Origin of the sequence: Aquabacterium sp. (assembly GCF_036279655.1) — a bacterium.
Taxonomy (GTDB): domain Bacteria; phylum Pseudomonadota; class Gammaproteobacteria; order Burkholderiales; family Burkholderiaceae_C; genus Aquabacterium.
In genome coordinates this window covers 1-20,211 of the sequence record NZ_DASUIT010000116.1, presented here as the reverse complement: position 1 = coordinate 20,211, position 20,211 = coordinate 1, and the positions used below count along the sequence as shown (strand labels likewise).

At 64.4% G+C, this 20,211-nt stretch carries 13 protein-coding genes and 1 tRNA gene; 1 reads left to right on the top strand and 13 read right to left on the bottom strand.

Annotation, left to right across the window (positions count from 1 at the left end; all coding sequences use genetic code 11):
• Positions 1-2: 2 nt before the first annotated feature.
• A complete protein-coding gene (locus VFW84_RS13280; protein WP_329680939.1) occupies positions 3-5,657 on the bottom strand; it encodes a heme utilization protein in 5,655 nt (1,884 codons plus the stop codon).
• Positions 5,658-5,981: 324 nt separating this feature from the next.
• On the opposite strand from VFW84_RS13280, the gene VFW84_RS13275 reads away from it, so the two are divergent.
• Positions 5,982-7,127 carry a glycosyltransferase family 92 protein gene (locus tag VFW84_RS13275; RefSeq protein WP_329680938.1) on the top strand — a complete coding sequence of 382 codons (1,146 nt, stop codon included), beginning with the start codon at positions 5,982-5,984 and terminating at the stop codon, positions 7,125-7,127.
• Positions 7,128-7,131: 4 nt separating this feature from the next.
• On the opposite strand, the gene VFW84_RS13270 is transcribed toward VFW84_RS13275, so the two are convergent.
• The 12 genes from VFW84_RS13270 to VFW84_RS13215 all read right to left on the bottom strand — a co-directional run bounded on the left by VFW84_RS13270 (position 7,132) and on the right by VFW84_RS13215 (position 20,139).
• Positions 7,132-8,046 (bottom strand): NAD(P)-dependent oxidoreductase, encoded by a 915-nt coding sequence (locus VFW84_RS13270; RefSeq protein WP_329680937.1) that lies wholly within the window; start codon positions 8,044-8,046, stop codon positions 7,132-7,134.
• Entirely contained in the window at positions 8,039-8,587 is a 549-nt protein-coding gene (gene rfbC / locus VFW84_RS13265; protein WP_329680936.1) for a dTDP-4-dehydrorhamnose 3,5-epimerase, read from the bottom strand. The genes VFW84_RS13270 and rfbC overlap by 8 nt, the downstream gene beginning before the upstream one ends.
• Positions 8,587-9,930: a lipopolysaccharide biosynthesis protein RfbH gene (gene rfbH / locus VFW84_RS13260; RefSeq protein ID WP_329680935.1), complete on the bottom strand. Its 1,344-nt coding sequence runs from the start codon at positions 9,928-9,930 to the stop codon at positions 8,587-8,589. The genes rfbC and rfbH overlap by 1 nt, the downstream gene beginning before the upstream one ends.
• A gap of 19 nt (positions 9,931-9,949) precedes the next feature.
• On the bottom strand, positions 9,950-11,014 hold the full coding sequence (gene rfbG / locus VFW84_RS13255) for a CDP-glucose 4,6-dehydratase (protein ID WP_329680934.1): 1,065 nt from the start codon (positions 11,012-11,014) through the stop codon (positions 9,950-9,952).
• Between the two features lie 2 nt (positions 11,015-11,016).
• The gene (gene rfbF, locus VFW84_RS13250) at positions 11,017-11,790 is read right to left on the bottom strand and encodes a glucose-1-phosphate cytidylyltransferase (RefSeq protein ID WP_329680933.1); all 774 of its coding nucleotides are present in this window, start codon (positions 11,788-11,790) and stop codon (positions 11,017-11,019) included.
• A 10-nt stretch (positions 11,791-11,800) separates the two neighbouring features.
• Positions 11,801-12,805, bottom strand: a complete 1,005-nt coding sequence (locus VFW84_RS13245; RefSeq protein ID WP_329680932.1) for a 2Fe-2S iron-sulfur cluster-binding protein — start codon at positions 12,803-12,805, stop codon at positions 11,801-11,803.
• Positions 12,806-12,907: 102 nt separating this feature from the next.
• Positions 12,908-13,687 carry a hypothetical protein gene (locus VFW84_RS13240; RefSeq protein ID WP_329680931.1) on the bottom strand — a complete coding sequence of 260 codons (780 nt, stop codon included), beginning with the start codon at positions 13,685-13,687 and terminating at the stop codon, positions 12,908-12,910.
• Between the two features lie 125 nt (positions 13,688-13,812).
• On the bottom strand, positions 13,813-14,886 hold the full coding sequence (locus VFW84_RS13235; protein WP_329680930.1) for a glycosyltransferase family 92 protein: 1,074 nt from the start codon (positions 14,884-14,886) through the stop codon (positions 13,813-13,815).
• Positions 14,887-14,898: 12 nt separating this feature from the next.
• Entirely contained in the window at positions 14,899-16,287 is a 1,389-nt protein-coding gene (locus tag VFW84_RS13230; protein WP_329680929.1) for a TolC family protein, read from the bottom strand.
• Positions 16,288-16,291: 4 nt separating this feature from the next.
• Positions 16,292-17,527, bottom strand: a complete 1,236-nt coding sequence (locus VFW84_RS13225) for an HlyD family type I secretion periplasmic adaptor subunit (protein WP_329680928.1) — start codon at positions 17,525-17,527, stop codon at positions 16,292-16,294.
• Between the two features lie 5 nt (positions 17,528-17,532).
• Positions 17,533-19,875 carry a type I secretion system permease/ATPase gene (locus VFW84_RS13220; protein WP_329680927.1) on the bottom strand — a complete coding sequence of 781 codons (2,343 nt, stop codon included), beginning with the start codon at positions 19,873-19,875 and terminating at the stop codon, positions 17,533-17,535.
• A gap of 190 nt (positions 19,876-20,065) precedes the next feature.
• Positions 20,066-20,139: transfer RNA gene (locus tag VFW84_RS13215), tRNA-Cys, on the bottom strand.
• Between the last annotated feature and the right edge of the window lie 72 nt (positions 20,140-20,211).

Here is a 20,211-nt window from a genome sequence, read left to right as displayed (position 1 = left end):
GCTCAGATCAGCAGGTTCCTGTGCTGCTCGTCGGGCGGCATGATCGACAGATCGGCCACCGTGATCAGCGACGCGGACGACGGAGCGGCCACGGTCGCAGCAGGTGTCTCGCTGCCCCCCCCTGCCCCGGCGTCCGCATCCGGCGCTTCAGGATCGCCCAGGGAGATGCTCTGCCCGGGGTCCACCAGCACATCGGCCCGCGTGACTGTCAAGGGCCCCGCCGCGCCCGCATCTGCAGCCATGTCACGACGGAACCAGACATCGGCCATGTCCCGCGTGCTGCCATCGGCAAGGGTGTAGCTGGACACCAGCCCCAGCAGATTGCCGTGATCCAGGTGTGTCCCCGCCCGGGCCTGCAGATCCAGCTCGACCACCCCGGTCTCTGACAATGTGCGGAGTTCTCCGGCATCGGTCACCCCGTCCTGATTGCTGTCCACCCAGACCCGCAGGTCGGCAAAACGCGCATCGGCCTCAGAGATCTTGCCGTCGTGGTTGCTGTCCTCCAGCGCCAGGGCGGCATAGCCATGACCGGCCCGCTGCCCATCGGATGTCAAGGTGCCTGAGCCAAACAGTTCCCGGCCATCATTGATGCGGCCATCATGGTTTCGGTCCATGACCAGCAGACCATCGTGCGCCGATGCCCACCCCACCCTGGCACTCTGACCGGTGCCATTCATGTCGAACATCACGCCTTGCTGCGCCGCCAGTGTCCGGATGCCATCACCATCCAGGTCCAGCATGATGGGTGTGGCGCTGATCATGGCGTCGAGCTGGCGCGCCGACATCACACCGATGTCTTCCGACTCGAATGCCGCGACCTGCTCCATCTGCAGGCCGCTGATCGCCGTGGTGCTCAGGCCCAGGATCTGCTCGGTGGTCAGCGCCGCGATCTGGTCCGTGGTCAATGCACTCGCATGGACCTTGGTGAGTGCAGCCACGTCTGCGCTCTCCAGCGCCGCAAACTGTTCCGTGCTCAGGTTCTGCAACACGGTCGTCGACAACGATCGCACCTGTGCCGTGGTCAAAGCCCCGATGGCGTCGGCCGACAGGCCCGTCAGGCTGTCTGCACTCAAGCCACGCAGGGCGCTGGTCGTCAACACCGCGATGTCGACCGTCTCCAGCGCCGCCAGTTGGTCGGACGTCAACACCGCCACCTGAGCGCTGTTCATGGCCGCCACCTGTGCTGTGCTCAGGGCCGCCATGTCATCGGCATCCAGCCCCGCCAACTGCGCCCCTCTCAGGCTCAGGATCTGGGATGTCGTCAAGGCAGCCACCTGCTCCGAGGTGAGTGCCGCCACCTGATCCGAGCTCAGCCCACGCATGGCCACGGTGTGGATCGCGCGCAGATCGGCCGTGTCCATGGCGGCCAGTTGCTCGCTGCTCAAGGCGGTCACCTGGGCACTCTTGAGCGCCGCCACCTGGGCCGTGCTCAGGGCCTGCATATCGCTCGCGTCGATCGCACTGATCTGGTCGGCCTTCAGGGCCGCCACCTGAGCCGTGGTCAAGGCCGCCACCTGGGCGCTCTCCAGCCCCATGAGCTGCTCGCTGCTCAAGGCACGCATCTGCGTGGTGGTCACCGCACGCAGTTGCGCCACACTCAAGGCATTCAGATCATCGGTCTGCAATGACTGAATCTGGAGCGTGGTCAATCCACTGACCTGCAAGGTGGTCAAGGCCGCCATCTGCTCCGAACTCAAGGCCGCCAGGCCCTCGGTCGTCATGGCCCGCAAGGCCATCGTGCGCAGGGCGCGCAGGTCCGCGCTCTCCATGGCCTGGATCTGATCCACCCTCAAGGCGGCCACCTGCCCGCTGCTGAGCACCGCCACCTGCACCGAGGTCATGGCCGCCAGGTCCTCGGACTCCAGCACGGCCACCTGCAAGGAACTCAGCGCCTGAACCTGCGCCGTGGTCAGGGCGGCGATCTGTTCTGTCGTCAGGGCCACGATGCCCTCGCTCTCGATGACACGCAGGGCCGCCGTCCGCATGACCCGCAGGTCCGAGGTCTCCAGCGCCGCGATCTGCGCACTGGTCAGCGCCAGGGCCTGCGCCGTTCCCAATGCCGCGACCTGAACGCTCCTCAAGGCGGCGATGTCATCCGTCTCCAGCGCGCGGATCTGATCCACGGACAGGGCGATCAACTGCTCGCTGCTGAGGGCCGCCACCTGATCCGACGTCAGCGCTGCGATGCCATCGGTGCTCAAGCCCTTGAGGGTGGCGATCGACAGCGCTCGAACGTCCGAGGTCTCGATGGCCATGAGCTGCTCCACGGCCATCGCGTTCAATTGCGTGCTGCTCAAGGCCCCCGCCTGCTGCGTGACCAGCGCCATCACACGCTCGATGCCCAGGGCCTGGATCTGCTCCGCACTCAGGGACGCCACCTGCATGCTGGACAGCGCACTGGCCTGGGACGTCGTCAGGCCATCGATCTGCTCGACACTCAAGGCCCGCAACTGATGGGTGCTCATGGCACGAAGCTGCGCAGTGGACATCTCGGCCAGGTCCCACACCTCCAGGGCACGCACCTGCATGGTGGTCAAGCCCGCCACCTGGGACGACCCCAGCGAGGCGACCTGTTCGGCAGACAAGGCCGCGATGGCGTCGGTGCTCATGGCCCGCAGGGAGGTGGAGCTCATGGCCCGCAGGTCCGCCACGCCCAGCGCCTGGACTTGGTCAGTGGACAAGGCACGCAACTGCGACGACCCCATGACGGCAAACTGCGTTGTCGTCAGGGCCACGATGGCATCCGTACTGACGGCCGCCACCTGGGTCGGCGTCAAGGCCGTGATCTGCGTGGTGGTGAGCGCCGCGATCTGATCGGTGGTCAGCGCCACGATGACATCGGTAGACAGGCCCCGCATCGTGGTCACGCTCAGGGCCCGGAGGTCCTGGGTCTCCAGTGCGCCCAGTTGCAGCGTGTTCATGGCGGCGACCTGCAAGCTGCCCAGCGCCTGGACCTGCAAGGTGTTCATCACGGTGATGCCGTCGGTCTGCAAGCTGGCCACTTGCTCACTGCTCAGCGCAGCCACCTGGATGCTCGACAAGGCAGCGACCTGCGCGGTGCCCATCGCAGCCACCTGGTCCGTGCTCATGGCCCGGATCTGGAGGGTGGACAGGCCACGCAACTGAGAGGCCCCCATGATGGCCAGATCGGCACTTTCCAGTGCCTGGATCTGTGCGGTGCTCAAAGCGGAGATCTGCGCACTGGTCAGGGCCAGGACCTGATCCGTGCTCAGCGCCAGGATGGCATCGGTGCTCAAGGCCCGCAAGGCGCCCGAGTTCAGCGCCCGCAGATCCTGGCTTTCCATGGCGGCGATCTGATCCGTCGTCAAGGCGGAGGTCTGCGCGCTGCGCAGAAAGCTGGCCTGACGGCTCGTCAGCGCCGCGATGTCGGCCGTCTCCAGGGCGGCCACCTGAGTCGACGTCAGCGACGCCAGTTGCGTGCTGCTCAGGGCGGCCACCTGATCTGTCGTGAGCGCCTGCAGACCCTCGGTCGTCAGACCACGGATGGCTGCAGACCCCAGGGACTGGATGACACTGCTGCGCAGGGCCTCGATCTGCAGCGTGCCCATGGCCGCCACCTGGACGCTCTGCATCGCGCCCACCTGCGTGCTCGTCAGGGCGGCCACATCCAGCGTCTCCAGCGCGGCGATCTGATCCGTGGTGAACGCCGCCATCTGAGCCGAACTCAGGTTGGCGATCTGGGTGGTCTCCAGCGCCAGGATCTGATCCGTGCTCAAGGCCCGCAACGCCGCTGTGCCCAGCGCCCGCATCTGGGTGCTGCTCAGAGCCGCCAGCACCGAGCTGCTCAGGGCCGGCGCCTGCAGACTGGTCAGGCCCGACACCTGCCCTGAGCTCAACACCTGGACCTGCTCGACGCTCAGCGCCGCGACCGCATCGGTGTTCAAGGCTCGCAAGCCCGAGGACGTCATCGCCCTCAGATCGGCCGTCTCCAGCATCAGCAACTGATCGCTGCTCAGCGCCGCCAACTGGACGGTGCGCATGGAAGCCACCTGCAGCGTCGTCAGCCCGGCAATGTCCTGGGGCTCGATCATGCTGATCTGGGCCGTGGTCATGGCCGCCAGTTGGGCCGTGGTCAACTGCTCGATCTGCTGAGAGCTCAAGGCCACGATGGCATCAGAATTCAATGCCTTGATGACCGTCGTGCTCAGTGATTTGAAATCCTTGGTGGCCAATGCACCCAGTTGCTCCGTGCTCAGCGCGAGCACCTGCTGGCTCTTGAGGGCCATCAACTGCGACGAGGTCAGCGCGGCAAAATCCGCGGTCTCGACCACCGCGATCTGCTCGGTGGACAGGGCACCGATCTGCGCACTGCGCAAGGCGCCGAACTGAACCGTCTCCAGCGCCACGACCTGCTCCGTGGTCAACGCGCGGACCTGGTGCGTGGTCATGGCCGCCACCTGCGCCGTGCTCAGCACGGCCACTGCGCTGGTCTGCACGGCCTGCAACTGCCAGGTGCTCAAGGCCGCGACCTGCGAACTGGTCAGCGCGCCGATCTGCTCGTTGTCCAGGGCCGCAATGCCCTCGGTCGAGATGACACGCAAAGCAGCCGAACTCAGCGACTTCACTCCCTCGGAGGTCAGGGCCGCGACCTGCTCGGTGCTCAAGGCTGCCACCTGTACGCTGCGCATGGCCGCCACCTGAGCGGTTTTCAGGGCCGCGATGTCCTGCGCCTCCAGCGCCGACACCTGGGTGCTGCTCAAGGATGCCACCTGTCCGGTGCCCAGCCCGCCCACCTGCTCGACACTCAGGGCGGCCACGGCCTCGGTCGTCAACCCGCGAATGGCTGCCGAACTCAAGGCCCGTATCTGCGCACTCTCCAGCACCGCCAATTGATCCAGGGTCAGGGCCGAGGCCTGCACGCTGGTCAGGGCCGCCACCTGCGTGGTCTGCAGGGCAGCAAAGCCCGAAACACTGACGGCCTGGATCTGATCGGCCGTCAAGGCCGCCATCTGGGTGCTGCTCATGGCACCCCATTGCGAGGGCTGCAATGCCTCGATCTGATCGACCGTCAGGGCCTTGACCTGAAAGAGCCCCAGGCCTTTGAGCTGGGTGGTCGACATCGCCCCCAGATCCGATGGCTCCAGCGCCTGCAACTGCACGGTCGTCAAGGCCCCGACCTGCGCCGAACTCATGGCGGCCACCTGTTCGGCGCTCAAGGCGGTGATCACCTCGGCCTTCAGTCCACGGATGGCCGACGAACTCAGCGCGCGGACATCGGCCGGATCCAGCGCATCGATCTGAGACGCCGACAGCGCCGCCGTCTGCAAACTCGTCAGGCCCGCCACCTGTGTGGGCCCCAGACTGCCCAGGAAGGCCGGGCTCAGCGCGGCCACCTGCGCGGTGACCAGCCCCGCCAGTTGCAAGCTGCTCATGGCCGCCATCTGCTCGGCCGTCAGCTGATTGATGAGCTCGGTGCCCAGGGCCTTGATCTGCCCCGGCATCAAGGCCGCGAAGTCCGCCGTCTCGATCGCTCGCAGTTGCTCCACCGTGAGCACCGCCAGGTCCCGAGTCTCGATCGCGCGGATCTGCGCAGGCGTCAAGGCAGCGATCTGTTCAACGGTGAACGCGGCCCAATCCTCGGTGGTCAGCGCAGCAATGACCTTGGTGCTCAAGGCGGCAATCTGCGTTGTGGTCATCTCTAGAACCGCCGAGGGCATGGGCACCTTTCTTTCAAATTGCAAAACGGTCAGACACGCTCGCTCTTGTCGGTATCGTCCCCGTCGTCTTGACTCTTGAGCCATGCGCCCCAGACTCATCGACGCGAATGCCTCCGCCCGGATCAATAGCCGCCAGACACGTGCAACCGTTCACACGCCGATGCCATCAGGCGAAATATCCAGCGACGGCTGGACGCAATTCAGACCGGTTCAAACCCTGTTTTTTCGTTGACTTGCGTCGGGGCAGGCTGGCAGGATGGTCAGCCAAGATTCCACGGATGACTGCACTCAGGAGAGCCCCGCATGCTGAACATCTATCTGCCGCAACCGGTCTATGCGGCACACCCCTACGAGCGCCTGATTTCAGCGGACATCCTGCGCAAGGGAGATCACCTGCATCTATTTCCGGCGCACTACCCTGATTTCTCGACCCCCCTGTCGGCCATGGAGTTGCGCCAGCGCGGCCATGTGCTGCCCGGCGACACCATCTGGAAGCCCGATGTGATCGCGCAGCAGTACCAGATGGCACCCGATACCGCCGAAGCGCCGCTGGAGATTCGTCTGAGGGGGGACTATGCAGGCACTTTCCGGGTTCGCACCCCACCCGAATTGCCCAAGGTCTTCCTGACGGCGGCGACCTTGTTCAAGGACGACTACCCGCAACTGGAGGCCTGGGTGGACTACCACGCCGCCCAGGGTTTCGATCGCTTCGTGCTCTACTACAACGGCCACATCGATACCATCTTGCCGGAGCTGCTGGCCCGCCCCGCCCTGACCTCACGCGATGTGCTTCTGGTCCAGTGGCCCTTCAGCTACTGGGCCGACGGCGTGCCTCTGGGCAACGAGGGCTTGCTGGCCCAGCATGGTGACGACACGGACCTCTCGCAGGTCAGACTCAACTGGCACCATGCCCAGCACCTGATGCTCAACCATGTGCTGGTGTTCCTGCGTGGCACGACCGAGTACCTCGGGCTGTTCGACCTGGACGAGTACTTCTGCGCCCAGACCCCTCCCCGCGTGGTCGACTTCATCAAGGGCTACCAGCAAGACATCTACATCTTCCAGTCGCGCTGGGCCGAACTCACCTCCAACCGCGTGCCGGGCTGGGGCGATGACCGTCACTTCCTGGCCACCGAGGAGATCGAGGCCGCCGCCGAATGGGAGCCCTTCCCCCACCGGACCAAGTACATCGCCCGGCTGGACAAGATCTATGCCACGCGGGTGCACTACCCCAAGACCAGCGACGACGATGCCCGCGTCGTGGTGGTGCCGCCCCATCTGGCGGGCATCTATCACTTCCACTGTTTCAGCGGCAAGGCCTCTCGTCGCAAGTTCGTCAACCCGACAGGGCAATGGGTGGGTGTCACCGACTTCCAGGAGCCTGAGCCCCCCCACGCCGCTGAACCCGCACCGCTGCCGCTGCGCCCCGCGCTGCAGCTGGTGGGTTAGCCGCTCAGTCGGCGGCAGGCCGCGTCATCAGGACGCCGGTCTCGAAAGGGATCCGCGCCTGCCAGCCAGGCACGCTGTCGTGACGGCTCCAGGTCGTCATGACCTCACGCGGACGGTAAGGGCGCCCACCCCAGGTGATGGGCAAGCTCAGGCCCGTGGCCTGCTCGAAGGCCGCCACCAGTGCCTTGAGCGGCATGGGGCGCCCTGAGGACACCCCATAGCGGCGATGCCCCTGCACCTGATTCGGCAAGAGCCGCGCGGCCATCACGAAAGCCTCGATCACATCGTCGATGTGAACCAGATCGATCTGCTGCTCCCCGGGTGACATGCTGATGGGCTGCTGTGTCAGGGCCGTCTTCCAGAGCAAGGCAATGAGCTTGGCACGAGGATCGTGGGGGCCGTAGGTGTCGAACAGGATCAGCGAGCTGACCTTCAGGCCCTGCGCCTCGATGTAGTAGTTCAGGATGGCTTCGAACGCCTGCTTCGTGGCCGCGTAGAGATTGACCGGGTTGTGATCCTGGTTCTCGTAGTGCTGCCAGGAGGTGCCCGTGTTGATCAGATAAGGCACGCCATGCGCTGCCATGGCCTCCACCAGCTGGGTGGAAAACAGCACATTGCTGTTGATCAGGGCCTCGACATCGCTGGCCGTGTGCTGCGCCAGGAAGAGCGAGGCCAGGTGGAAGACGGTGTGCGGTCGCGCCGCGCCCACAATGTCCAGCATGCCCCGGGTGCTGCCATCGTGCACATGCACGGTGACCGTGGCCAGCTCCGGCGCGATCAGGTGGGTGCGGGAGCCCTCGCGCACGATGATGTGCACCTCGTGCCCCTCGGCCACAAGCCGCTTGACCAGGTTGGCACCGATGAACCCGGAGGCCCCGGTGACCAGGACTCTCCAGGGCGATGGTTCAGTTTCACTCATGACGGAAGGGGCTGACAAAATCGGCCAAGGCCACAAAGCGGGTATCCCGCTCGGAGAGGATGGGTTGATCGGTCGGCCAGTCGACATCCACCGATGACCACAGGATCCCGGCGTCGTGCTGAGGCGCGTAGACCGTGCTGACCTTGTAGATCAGTGTCGCCGTGTCACTGGTGGCACAGAAGCCATGAGCCAGGCCCTTGGGGATGTAGAGGACGTTGGCCCGGTCTGCGCTCAGGCGGAAGGTTGCCGTCTTGCCGTAGGTGGGCGAGCCCACCCGCAGATCAAGCACCACATCGAACACCTCGCCGTGCACGCAGTACACCATCTTGACGTGGTCGTGCGGCGGCGTCTGAAAGTGCAGACCACGGATGACCCCCTTGTGCGAATGCGAGTAGTACTCCTCCGCAAACGATGTCTCCATCTGCGCCTCGGCAAAGGCTTCCCGGTGGAAGACCTTGACGAAGCGCCCGCGCGCGTCATCCATCACGCGCGGCTGGATCTCATGACAGCCGGCAATGATGGAGGGAAGGATCGTGAACATCAGAAGTTGAGCCCGAAGAACTCTTCCAGCTTGTCAGCGATGTAGTCCAGATGCGCCGTGGTCAAGCCCGGGAAGGTGCCCAGCCAGAAGGTCTGGTTCATCACCACATCGGTGTTGGTCAGCGCACCGCTGACGCGGAAGTTGCGCCCGATCATGTAGGGCTGACGCGTCAGGTTGCCCGCAAACAGCAGGCGGGTGGCGATCTTGTTCTGATCGAGGTAGTTGAGCAGGTCCACACGCTTGATGCCCGACGACTCATTGAGCACCAGGGGAAAGCCGAACCAGGACGGATCGGAGTTCGGCGTGGCCTCGGGCAGGTGCAGGAAGTCCTGACAGGACTGCAGACGCGCCTTGAGGTAGCTGAAGTTGGCCTTGCGCGTGGCGATGAACTCATCAAGCCGATCGAGCTGTGCCAGCGCGCAGGCAGCCTGCATGTCGGTGATCTTGAGGTTGTAGCCCAGGTGGCTGTAGGTGTACTTGTGGTCGTAGCCTTCGGGCAGATCACCGAGCTTCCAGCAAAAACGCTTGTTGCAGGTGTTGTCCTTGCCGGGCGGGCAATAGCAGTCACGCCCCCAGTCGCGGAAGGATTCAGCAATCAGCTTGAGCTCGGCGTTGTTGGTGAACACCGCCCCGCCCTCCCCCATGGTGATGTGGTGCGCCGGGTAGAAGCTCAAGGTGGCGATGTCACCGAAGGTGCCCACCAGTTGACCGTTGTAGGTGGCGCCCAGGGCGTCGCAGCAATCTTCGACCAGCCAGAGCTTGTACTTCTTGCACAAAGCCACCACCACCTCCAGATTGAAGGGGTTGCCCAGCGAGTGCGCCAGCATGATGGCCTTGGTCTTGGGCGTGATGGCCGCCTCAATCTGGCTGGCATCGATGTTGTGGGTGGCCAGGTCGACGTCCACGAAGACGGGCACGGCCCCAAACTGCAGAATGGGGTTGACCGTCGTGGGGAAACCCGCCGCCACCCCGATGACCTCGTCACCCGGACGGATGGCACGCTCGCCCAGCTTGGACGAGGTCAGCGTGGAGAAGGCCACCAGATTGGCCGAGGACCCGGAGTTGACCGTGATCAGATGCTTGACGCCCAGGTACTTGGCCAGCCGCTCCTCGAACATGGCATTGAAGCGCCCGGTGGTCAGCCAGCCATCCAGGCTGGCCTCCACCATGTTCTTGAGCTCGGCAGCGCCAATCACCTTGCCAGACACCGGCACGGGCGTCTGGCCAGGGATGAAGTCTTGCGGTGCGTGAACGATGTCGGCGTATTGCTGCACCAGATCGGCAATCTCCTGACGGATGGCGGCCGGGGAGCGGGGCATCAGCTTGATGGGGGAAGTCGTCATGTCACTGTCCTGACCTTGATCAGATGGAGGTGTTGTACTGTTGAATCTGCTGCTGGCACATGGCGCGCACGTCGCCCTTGTCGAGCCAGACCTGGTGCCAATCGGCGATCTTCTGGAGCGCTGTCGAGAGATTCCAGCGCGGCTGCCACCCCAGGCCCGATGCGGCCTTGGAGATGTCCAGCTTCAGGTAATGGGCCTCATGGGGGTGCTGGCCCGGGTCGAGTTGCCAACTGGCGCCTCGACCCCATGCTCGCACCATGTCCTCGACGATCCACTGCACCGGGCGCGCGTCTTCGTCGCGTGGGCCGAAGTTCCAGCCCTCGGCAAAGGCCTGCCCCTCCTGATACAGGCGCTCAGCCAGGGTCAGGTAACCCGACAGGGGTTCGAGCACATGCTGCCAGGGGCGCGTGGCGTGGGGGTTGCGGATGATGACGGGCTGCCCGGCCTGGAAGGCGCGCAGGATGTCGGGCACCAGCCTGTCGCTGGCCCAGTCACCGCCACCGATCACATTGCCGGCGCGCGCCGAGGCCAAGGCCACGCGGCCTTGCTGGAAAAACGATTGCCGGTAGGCGCTGGTCACCAGCTCGGAGCAACCCTTGCTGTTGCTGTAGGGATCGTAGCCCCCCATGGGTTCGCTCTCGCGGTAGCCCCAGACCCATTCCTTGTTCTCGTAGCACTTGTCTGTCGTGACATTCACGATGGCCCGCACCGACGCCACCTGGCGTGCCGCCTCCAGCACATGGACGGTGCCCATGACATTGGTGGCATAGGTTTCCACCGGGGCCACGTAGGAGTAACGCACCAGGGGCTGGGCCGCCATGTGGATGACGATCTCGGGCTGACAGGCCTGCATGGCCGACACGACCGTGGCCAGATCGCGGATGTCGCCGATGGTGCTGCTCATGCCCTCGGCCACGTGAGCCTCGTTGAACAAGGCCGGTGTGGTGGGCGGCGTCAAGGCCAGGCCATGCACATCGGCGCCCATCGATTGCAGCCAGAGGCTGAGCCAGCTGCCCTTGAAACCGGTGTGCCCGGTCAGGAAGACACGTTTGCCACGCCAGAACTCGGGATGAACGCCTGCCATGCTCAATCCCACTTCTTCCAGGGCGCCTGACCACTGGCCCAGAGCTCTTCGAGGAGATGCTTGTCGCGCAGCGTGTCCATGGGTTGCCAGAAGCCGTGGTGTTCGAAGGCCATCAGTTGCTGATCCTCGGCCAGCTTCATCAAGGGCTCCTGCTCCCAGATCGAGCTGTCACCCTGAATGTAGGGCAGCACCTTGGGGGACAGCACGAAGAAGCCGCCATTGATCATGGCGCCGTCGCCCTTGGGCTTTTCCTTGAAGCTCACGACCCGACGATCGGCGATGTCCAGGGCACCGAAGCGGCCGGGGGGAAAGGTCGCCGTCAGGGTGGCCCACTTGCCATGCTGCCGATGGAAGTCGATGGTGGCAGAGATGTCGATGTCGCCCACGCCATCGCCATAGGTGAAGCAGAAGGCCTCGTCGTTCTTGACGTATTCGCTCACACGCGCCAGACGGCCGCCTGTCATGGAGTCATCGCCTGTGTCGACCAGGGTGACCTTCCAGGGCTCGGCACGCCGATGATGGACATGCATGCTGTGATCCTGCATGTCAAAGGTGACATCCGACATGTGCAGGAAGTAGTTGTTGAAGTACTCCTTGATCACATAGCCCTTGTAGCCACAGCAGATGATGAACTCATGGATGCCGTGGTGGGAATACATCTTCATGATGTGCCAGAGGATCGGCTTGCCACCGATCTCCACCATGGGCTTGGGTCGGGTCGAGGTTTCTTCGCTCAGACGTGTGCCGAGACCCCCGGCCAGAATGACTGCCTTCATGTGTCAGATCCTAAGAAGATGAGTGAGTGGCCGAACAAACAAACGCATCGGAGTAAAAGCGTTGACGAGGCAGCCCGGCTTGGACGAGCGCTTCCCTGGCACTGTGGATCATGGCATCTGAGCCACAAGCATACACCGCAGCATGGGCCAGATCGGGCTGCAAACCCAGCAGGACATCCTGAACATGCCCCCGTGCGCCCACCCATTCGTTGCCAGCACGAGACAGCACCGGGATGTCCTCATGGATGCCCCCGATAGCCTTCAGGTCCTGGTACAGATCGCTGGGCACGCGCCCGCCCCACAGCACCCTCACCGATCTCGGACGGGCCTCCAAAGGCACATCGGCCAGCGACTCCAGCATGGCCTTCACCGGAGCCAGGCCGGTGCCGGTCGCCAGGAAGATCAGGTCCAGATCGCGCGGATCACGCAGGAAGAAGGTGCCCAGGGGGCCGTGCAAGCGCAGGAGGTCATTGGCCTGGGCCTGAGTGAACCAGTAGTCGCTCATGGCCCCGCCGTCCACGGCACGGATGTGCAACTCCAGCAAGTGGTCGGAGGCCATGGCCCTGGCCAGGGAATAGCTGCGGCGGATGCCCCCCGGCCCGATCACATCGATGTACTGACCCGCCATGAAACTGAAGCCGGCCGTGGGTGGCAGGCGCAGCGTGACCTTCAGCACATCCGGTGCAAGCTTGTCCAGGCTGGCGATCCGGCACGGCAAGGTCCGGGGCGGGGGCAAGGTGACGCCCCCCAGGTCCTCGACCTCCAGCAGCACATCCGAGCCTGCGGTGCGCACGCACCCCAGGATCCAGCCTTCGGCCTGCTCGGCGGCGGACAAGCCCGTCTCGGCTTGCAGCGCCACGGTGTCGCCCTGCACGACCTTGCACTTGCAGGTGCTGCATCGGCCGGTCCGGCAACTGTAGGGAAGCGCCACCTCGGCCTTGGCGGCCGCATCAAGGATGGACATGCCCGGGTCCGCATGGAAGCGGGCGCCCGAGGTAAGGGTGATCTCTGGCATCAATTGGCTCACTGACGACCGCAGGCATCGTGAGGCCGGCACCCGCGGTGATTCATGGACGTGTGTTCGATGAGGCCCTGCGCCACATCGACATGTGACTTTTTACACGCCCAGATGCGGCAGGGATGCCTGGAAAAGCTGCATGAATTCCGGCCGTCGGATCAGATCCGGGTTCAGGCCCGACACCAGGCTCTCGGCCAGATGACCGGACAGGGGCTGGCCATGGCGCTCGTCGAGCCGACCACCGAACACCGTGGCAGGCTCGGGGGGAACCTGGAAGGTCTGCATCACCTGGATCATGTCCTGCCGAGGATCGACCCCCAGCGCCGCGTACAGGCCTGCCCCGCCCACGGGACGCGTGTGCACCACCGGGATCCGGTCGATGATCGCCACGCGGTGGCCCTGATCACGACACATCTTGGACCACAGGCAGTCCAGCCCCCAGGACGACTTGTTGAAGCGAAACGTGGGCAGTGCCGTGGCCAGGAACTCGCGCTTCATGATCGGTGCCATGACCTCGATGAAGTTGGTGTAGCGATAGAGGAAGGCCTTGTTCTGGAAGGTCACGAAGTGGGAGCAGTAGGAATCCCAGGTGAGCGCAGGCTGGCCCAGATGGGCCCCTGACGACTCGAAGATCAGGAACAGGGCATCGAGGTTCGCCGGGTTGAGCAGCAGATCGTCGTCCGGCATGAACACGGACTCATAACCCTGGGCCTCGGGGTGATCGGTGAAGAAGCGGTGGATGCCATGGAACTTGCAGGGCTCGGCCGAGTTGTCCAGCACGATGGCGCCCTGCAGCCCTTCGGACAAGGGGCGGGCCTCGGGCATCAGGGCCGGGTCATAGGCCAGGACCACCAGATCCCAGCTCCGCTCAACGGGCAAGGTCCAGTCCAGATGCAGCGATTTGCTCCCTGCCCGGATCAACACCAGATTCTTGCGTGCCCGAAGGGGCACAGGCGCCTCGCCCTGCATATGCTTGCCTTTCGATGGATCGATGAATGGATCGCTCAGCGGTAGAACGGGACACGCGCCCACTCCCCCGTCGGATTGACCATATTGCGCCGCGAGGCCTTGCCGCTGAAGCAGTGAAAATGGAACAGGCCTGCCACCTCCGGACTGACGGCCACCATCTTGGTGTCCGCCACGGTGGCCTTGGGCACATGGGCGCCTGTTCCCAGAATGCGCTCCGGCCGCCCGATGTACTTGGAGCGATGAGGCACCGGGATCCATTCGCTGACCTGCACCTCTTCCTGGTCAAAAAAGTTCGAGCCGTCACGCAGTGTCGGCACACGGTTGGACATCAGTTCGGCCCAGCGCGACTGGAAGACGTAGACATCCTGACCATTGACCTTCAGCAGATCGGGCAACGACATCGGCGCCTCGAAACGGAAGTACTCATCCAGATCGAAGAAACCAACATAGTCGGTGGTGCCCGCCAACATCAGCAAGGCATGGTTGAGCATGAGCTGCTGAGCATGGTGCCAGTCGCGTGGTCGCTGTGAGGTGTCGGCCTGATCGCCGTGGACCGCCAGCAGCCCTTCGGCGCCCAGCGCCAGGCCATCCACCCAGTAGGAGAACGGCCACTGCACCAGCAGCACGTCCTTGTTGCGTATGGCGTCCTGGGCCAGCAACTCAGGCAAGATGGCGCTGATCGGGCCGTTGTAGTAGAGCACGAAGCGCTCGAAACCCATGGCCGCGTGGTAGTCCATCCAGGTGCGCACCTGGGCGTAATCCCCCTTGAACAAGGTCGCCGCCGTCAGAAAGACCTTGTGCTCGGGCTCATGGGCCTGGGCCAGCACGCGCCCGCAGAACTGCCCGTCCAGATAGACGTTGAAATGGAAGTCGCCACACGACTCGGGCAACTCAAAGCGATAGGCCATGGTGTCGGGCTGCCCGATCGGCGTGCCTCGCAGGCTCAAGGCCCCCTGGCGCAACTCGATCGCATCCACAGGCACGGCAAAGTCTGGATAGTGGGCCACATGCATGTACACCGTGCGCCCGACGCGCGTGAAGTCCGCGCCGATCAGCCTCTCGCAGGCGTGATGGCCATACAGCGTCTGAGGCAGGTAGATATTGAGCATCGTGTCAATCCATCATTGTTCACTCACGGACAACCATGTTGCCAGACCGGCGCCCAGCGAACGCAGTTGCGCCGATGCGATCACGCCATCATGCAGGGCATTCACGTAGGCCACCCGCAGATTGAAATGGTCACTCTCCGCCGACATCAGATCGAACAAGGAGCGCTTGCCCAGCTGGGACCACTGTTGGAAGGTGAAGCCGCGCACGCGATCGCTCTCGCGCAGCACCTCGACATACCGCCGGGCTCGCTCCATCGATGAGGTGGCCACGTCGTAGATCTCCGACACACGTGAGGTGCGTGTGGTGATCAAGCCGGCCAATTGCTGACGGGCGGCATCGGCCCGGCGTGAGGCGGCCAGCGCTGCCGCCTGGTCCGAGTAGCCATTGAAGAGGGTGTAGGACACGGTCACCCCGGCCTGCCACCCCGAGGTCTTGGTGCTGCCCAGCTTGCTGGCCGTCTTGGAGACACCCCAGTTGAACTGGGGCTTCTGGCCGGCCAGCACCGCCTTGGCATAGCTGTCCATGGCCTCGGACTGGGCACGCAGTTGGCGCACATCGTTGCTGTTCTCGATCTGACGGTTGATCTCGCCGAGTTCAGGCAACTGGGTGAGCGGCACCGTGATGCCACTGCCCAGACGGGTTTGATCACCGATCAGCTTCCTGAGCTTGAGCTCGATCTGGCGGCCCTGCGAGATCGCGGCATCGCGCGAGATCTCGGCCTGGGCCTGGGTCTTGCGCGCCTGCACCAGCTCACTGGTGCGACCACGGTCTTCGGCCACGATCTGCTCCAGGGCCTCGACCAGGCAGCTCATCTTGCGCACGTACTGCTGATACACCTGGGCCTGCACGCGGTAGCGATTGCGCTCGATCGCGGTGCTCACGGCCTCCAGCACCACCTGCTCACGCAGGTTGTCGGCACTGAACTTGGCGCTGTCGGCCAGGCCGCTGCGGTACTCGGTCATGCGGCTCAGGCGCCCCCAGTCCATCAGGGTTCCGTTGACGTTCATGCCCACACTGGCCTGCATGCCCCGAGAGGACTCCACGCCATTGACCTCACTGCCGCCCGCACCCGCGCCACCATTGATCGTGACGGTCGGGTAGCGGGCACCCATGGTTTCCTTGACATCGAAGGCCGAGGCTTCCGCCAGCAGGCGTGAGGCCCCCAGTTCGGCGCTGCGCTTGGTGGCCTCGCTGGCCAGGGTCTGCAACTGCGCACGGGGGTCCAGCGACGTGGTCTCATCGTCCAGCCCCGCGGTCGCCTCGCCACGCTTGTTGCCATTGGCCCGCGCCGACGCATCCTGAGTCAGCTCATCCGTGCATTTGGCCCATGCCAGTGAATGGCTGGCACTCCACACCACCGAGGCACCGACCAGCAGTCTCAACATTGATTTCAGCTTCATGGCATCACCGTTCCCGGAAAGCTTCCTGTGACTTCAAGACAGGTTTGAGCAAGAACTGGAGGACGGAGCGCTCGCCCGTTCGAATCTCCACGGAGGCCGTCATCCCTGGGATCACCGCCAACTGCTTGTCCTTCGAATGCAATGTATTCACATCGGAGCGGATCAAAGCGCGGTAATAGGTGGTGTCTTGGGCACCTGTTTTGGCTTCCTCGCCCAGGGCATCCGGGCTGAGGTATTCGATGACGCCCTTGAGGCCGCCATAGGTGTAGTAGTCGTAGGCGGTGAGCTTGACTTCCACCGGCAGGCCCACACGCACAAAGCCGATGTCAGCGGGCTTGACGCGCGCCTCGATCAGCACGCGCGGGCCGATGGGCACGATCTCCATGATCGTGGCGCCGCCCTGCACCACCCCGCCCAGGGTGCCCAGCTTGATGTTCTTGACCAGGCCGCGCACGGGGGAGCGCAAGGTCGTGCGACGCAGCACGTCCTGCTTGACCACCATCTGCTCTTCGATCTGGGCCAGCTCCGAGCGCGCCTTGACCAGGTCGGTGCTGGCGTCCTGGCGGAAGCGGTTAATGCGCTCCTGGATCTGCAGCATCAGGTCATTGGCCTGGCGCTTCGATCGCATGACCTCGACCTCGGACATCAAGCCCTTGGCGGCCATGCGTTCGGACATCGCCAGCTCGCGGTTGATGAGCCCCAGGCTGCGGCGGTGTACCGCCACAGCCTCTTCCAGCGCCTGCCGGCGCGCGAGGTAGGAATCGGTCTCGCCTTGCGTGATGCTCTCGTTGGCCAGCACCTCGGGCGGAAAGCGCAGGGGCCGGCCTGTGGCCTCGGCCACCAGGCGCGCCAGGGTGGCCTTGAGGGACAGCAGCTTGGCCTGGCCTTCGTTCTGTTGCGCTTCGACACGGGTGGGGTCCAGTTGCAGCAGCTCCTGGTCCTTTTCCACCAGCATGCCCTCACGGACCGCCATGCTGCGCAGGATGCCGCCTTCCAGGCTGGCGATGATCTGCTCTCGCCCGTCCGGCACGACCCGGCCATCGGCCTTGGTCACTTCGTCCACACGGGCCACGCTGGCCCACACCACGGCGGCCACCAGGATGAGCAACATCAGGTAGAGCGCCCAGGTGGCGCGGGGCGTGCCCTCTGTCAGCTCGCCTTCCTTCATGCCGGAGAGAAAACGCTCGTCACCCCGGACATACTGCCCGGTGGGTTCGGACCGCCGTGAAAGACGCGCCATGCTCATCAGCCCCTGGCTGCCATCGCCAGATCCCGCTGAGCGTGGTCTGCGGCATCGGCCTGCGGCGGCGGCGTGGCCGGACGGCCCGAGAGCACCGCCAGCACCTGGGCCTTGGGTCCATCGGCCACGACACGCCCGGCCTCCACCACGATCACGCGGTTGACCACGTCCAGCAAGGCGGGCCGGTGGGTGACGACGATCAGGGTGCGGTCACCCACGGCCGTCTTGAGATGCTGGATGAAGCTGGCCTCGGCCTGCGCATCCATGGAACTGGTGGGCTCGTCCATCAAGAGGATCTGAGGCTTGGTGACCAGGCAACGCGCCAGAGCCACCAGTTGGCGCTGGCCCCCTGACAGCAGCCCCCCCATCTCGCCCACGGGCAGGTCGTAGCCCATGGGGTGGGCCGCGGCGATGCGGTCCAGGCCCGTCAGGCGCGCCACCTCCAGGAACTGATTGACGTCGGCATTGGCGCGCCCCATCAGGACGTTGTCCCGCAGGGTGCCCTGAAAGAGCCGGGGCTCCTGCGACACGAAACCGACCTGGGAGCGAAAGTCCGCCGGATCGATCTGACGCAGGTCGATGCCATCGACCTCGACCAGCCCCTCAGACGGTTGATACAGCCCCCCCAGCAAACGCAGGATCGTGGACTTGCCACTGCCGATCTTGCCCAGGATCGCGACGCGGTCCCCCGCCCCGATGTTCAGGGACACCCCTTTGAGCACCATGGGGGCATGGGCGTGCTTGCCCTTGGGATAGGCAAAGCGCACATCGTGCAGGGCCATCTGCCCCCGGATGGACGCCATCGAGAGATAGCGCTTGCCAGGTTCGCGCTCGGTGGGCAGCGCCATGAGCTCGTCCAGCGCGATGAGCGCCGCCTTGGCGCCCTGGTAGCGCATGGCCAGATTGACGATGCTGCTGAGCGGCCCGATGGCGCGCCCCGCAAACATCACCGATGCGATGAGTGCACCGGCTGTCAGCTCGCCAGCGTGCACCAGATGCACCCCCCAGATCAGCAGCACCACGGTGACCAGTTGCTGGGCAATGCCGGCAAAGTTGTTGACCCAGCTCGACATGGACCGAGCCCGCAGGGACGACGCGGCTGCCGCCGCATTGGCCGACTCATACTTCTGAAAGAAATGCCCTTGCGCGCCTGAGGCACGCAGGTCTTCCATGCCTTCCACCGACTCGATCAGCACACCATGCAGATCGGCATGCTGATTCATGTTGGCCGTCATCAGGCGCCTGAGCACCTTCTGGATGCCCCAGGTCATCAGAAAAATGCCAGGCACCGCAATCAGAAGGACCAGCACCAAAGGACCGGCAACCAGCCAGGTGATCCAGATGAACAGCGCAATGAAGGGCAGATCACTGACCGCCGACAACGATGCCGAGGTGGCGAACTCGCGCACGATTTCGATCTGCGCAAGACGATGTGCAAAGCCACCGGCGGAATCGGGCCGGTGTTCCAGACGGATGTCCAGCGCCTGGCGGAAGATCATATTGCCCAGCGCCAGATCGGCCTTCTTGCCCGCCAGATCCAGCAAATAACTTCGCAACTGGCGCGCCGCCATGTCGAAGGCGATGGCAATGAACACACCCGCAGCCAAAGACCACAAGGTGACCAGCGCACGGTTGGGAATCACCTTGTCGAACACGACGGAGGTGAACAGCCCGGTCATGAGCATCAGCACATTGCTCAGGAAGGCCGCCAGCATGGCCGAGCGGTAATAAGGGAAGAAGCGCTTGATGGTGCGCCACATCCAGTGCGAGTTGGCCTCGCCCGTGTTGGCCGCCGCTCCACCCTCGCGGATGCCCGGACGAGGGGCGGCGATCAGGGTGTAGCCGGAGTACTCGGCCATGAGCTCTTCTTCGGTCGCGGAGCAGGCCTGGTTTTCTGCCCCAGGCATCACCACTTCGTAACGATTGCCCTCCTGCCCGCGACGTGCCCGGCCACTGATGCGACGTGTCACCACGCAGGCATCGCCGTTCTTGAGCAGCAAGACCACCGGCATCAGCAAGGACAGGATCTTGGCCGGTGGCCGTTGCACCACGGCCGCGCTGAAGCCCGCGTTCTGCATCAGGGAGACGGCCTGAGGCGGCGTCAGAGGCCCCTGGAGTGCCACACCGTCGAGCAGGGACAAGGCGCTGCGATCGACCCCATGGTGCCGACAGACCCACATGACCGCTTCCAGCAGGGGGTCGCCCGCCAGCTCGGCATCCTCGCCGGGCAGCATCGCATCATCAGGCTCCTGATGATCGTCGAAACCGGGCTCGACTGGGGTCTGCAACGCGCACTCCTGGTACTGAAGCACCATGACCAGCATGGTGTCCACCGTGGGACTTCCCACCCGCGCGGCATGACCGAATCAGCAGCGCAAAGAGGGCATGACTTTGAGTGTTGATGCTATGCGTCGAGCCCGAGAACTTAAGCCGAAAAAGGCAGGCATACGCAGCCCTCTTCCGAGCTCGGCGAGCTGAGTGTCATCGGGGGAATGTCAGGTCTCCCGCATCCCAGGCCAGAGGCGGTTGGGGGGGAAATGGAGGCGCGGGCCGGAGTCGAACCGACCTACACGGATTTGCAATCCGGTGCATAACCGCTTTGCTACCGCGCCAGCATACTAACTCTGACAAAAAAGGGAAGCGGACGCTTCCCTTTTTGGGTGGAAGAGCTTGGCTTTTCTTCC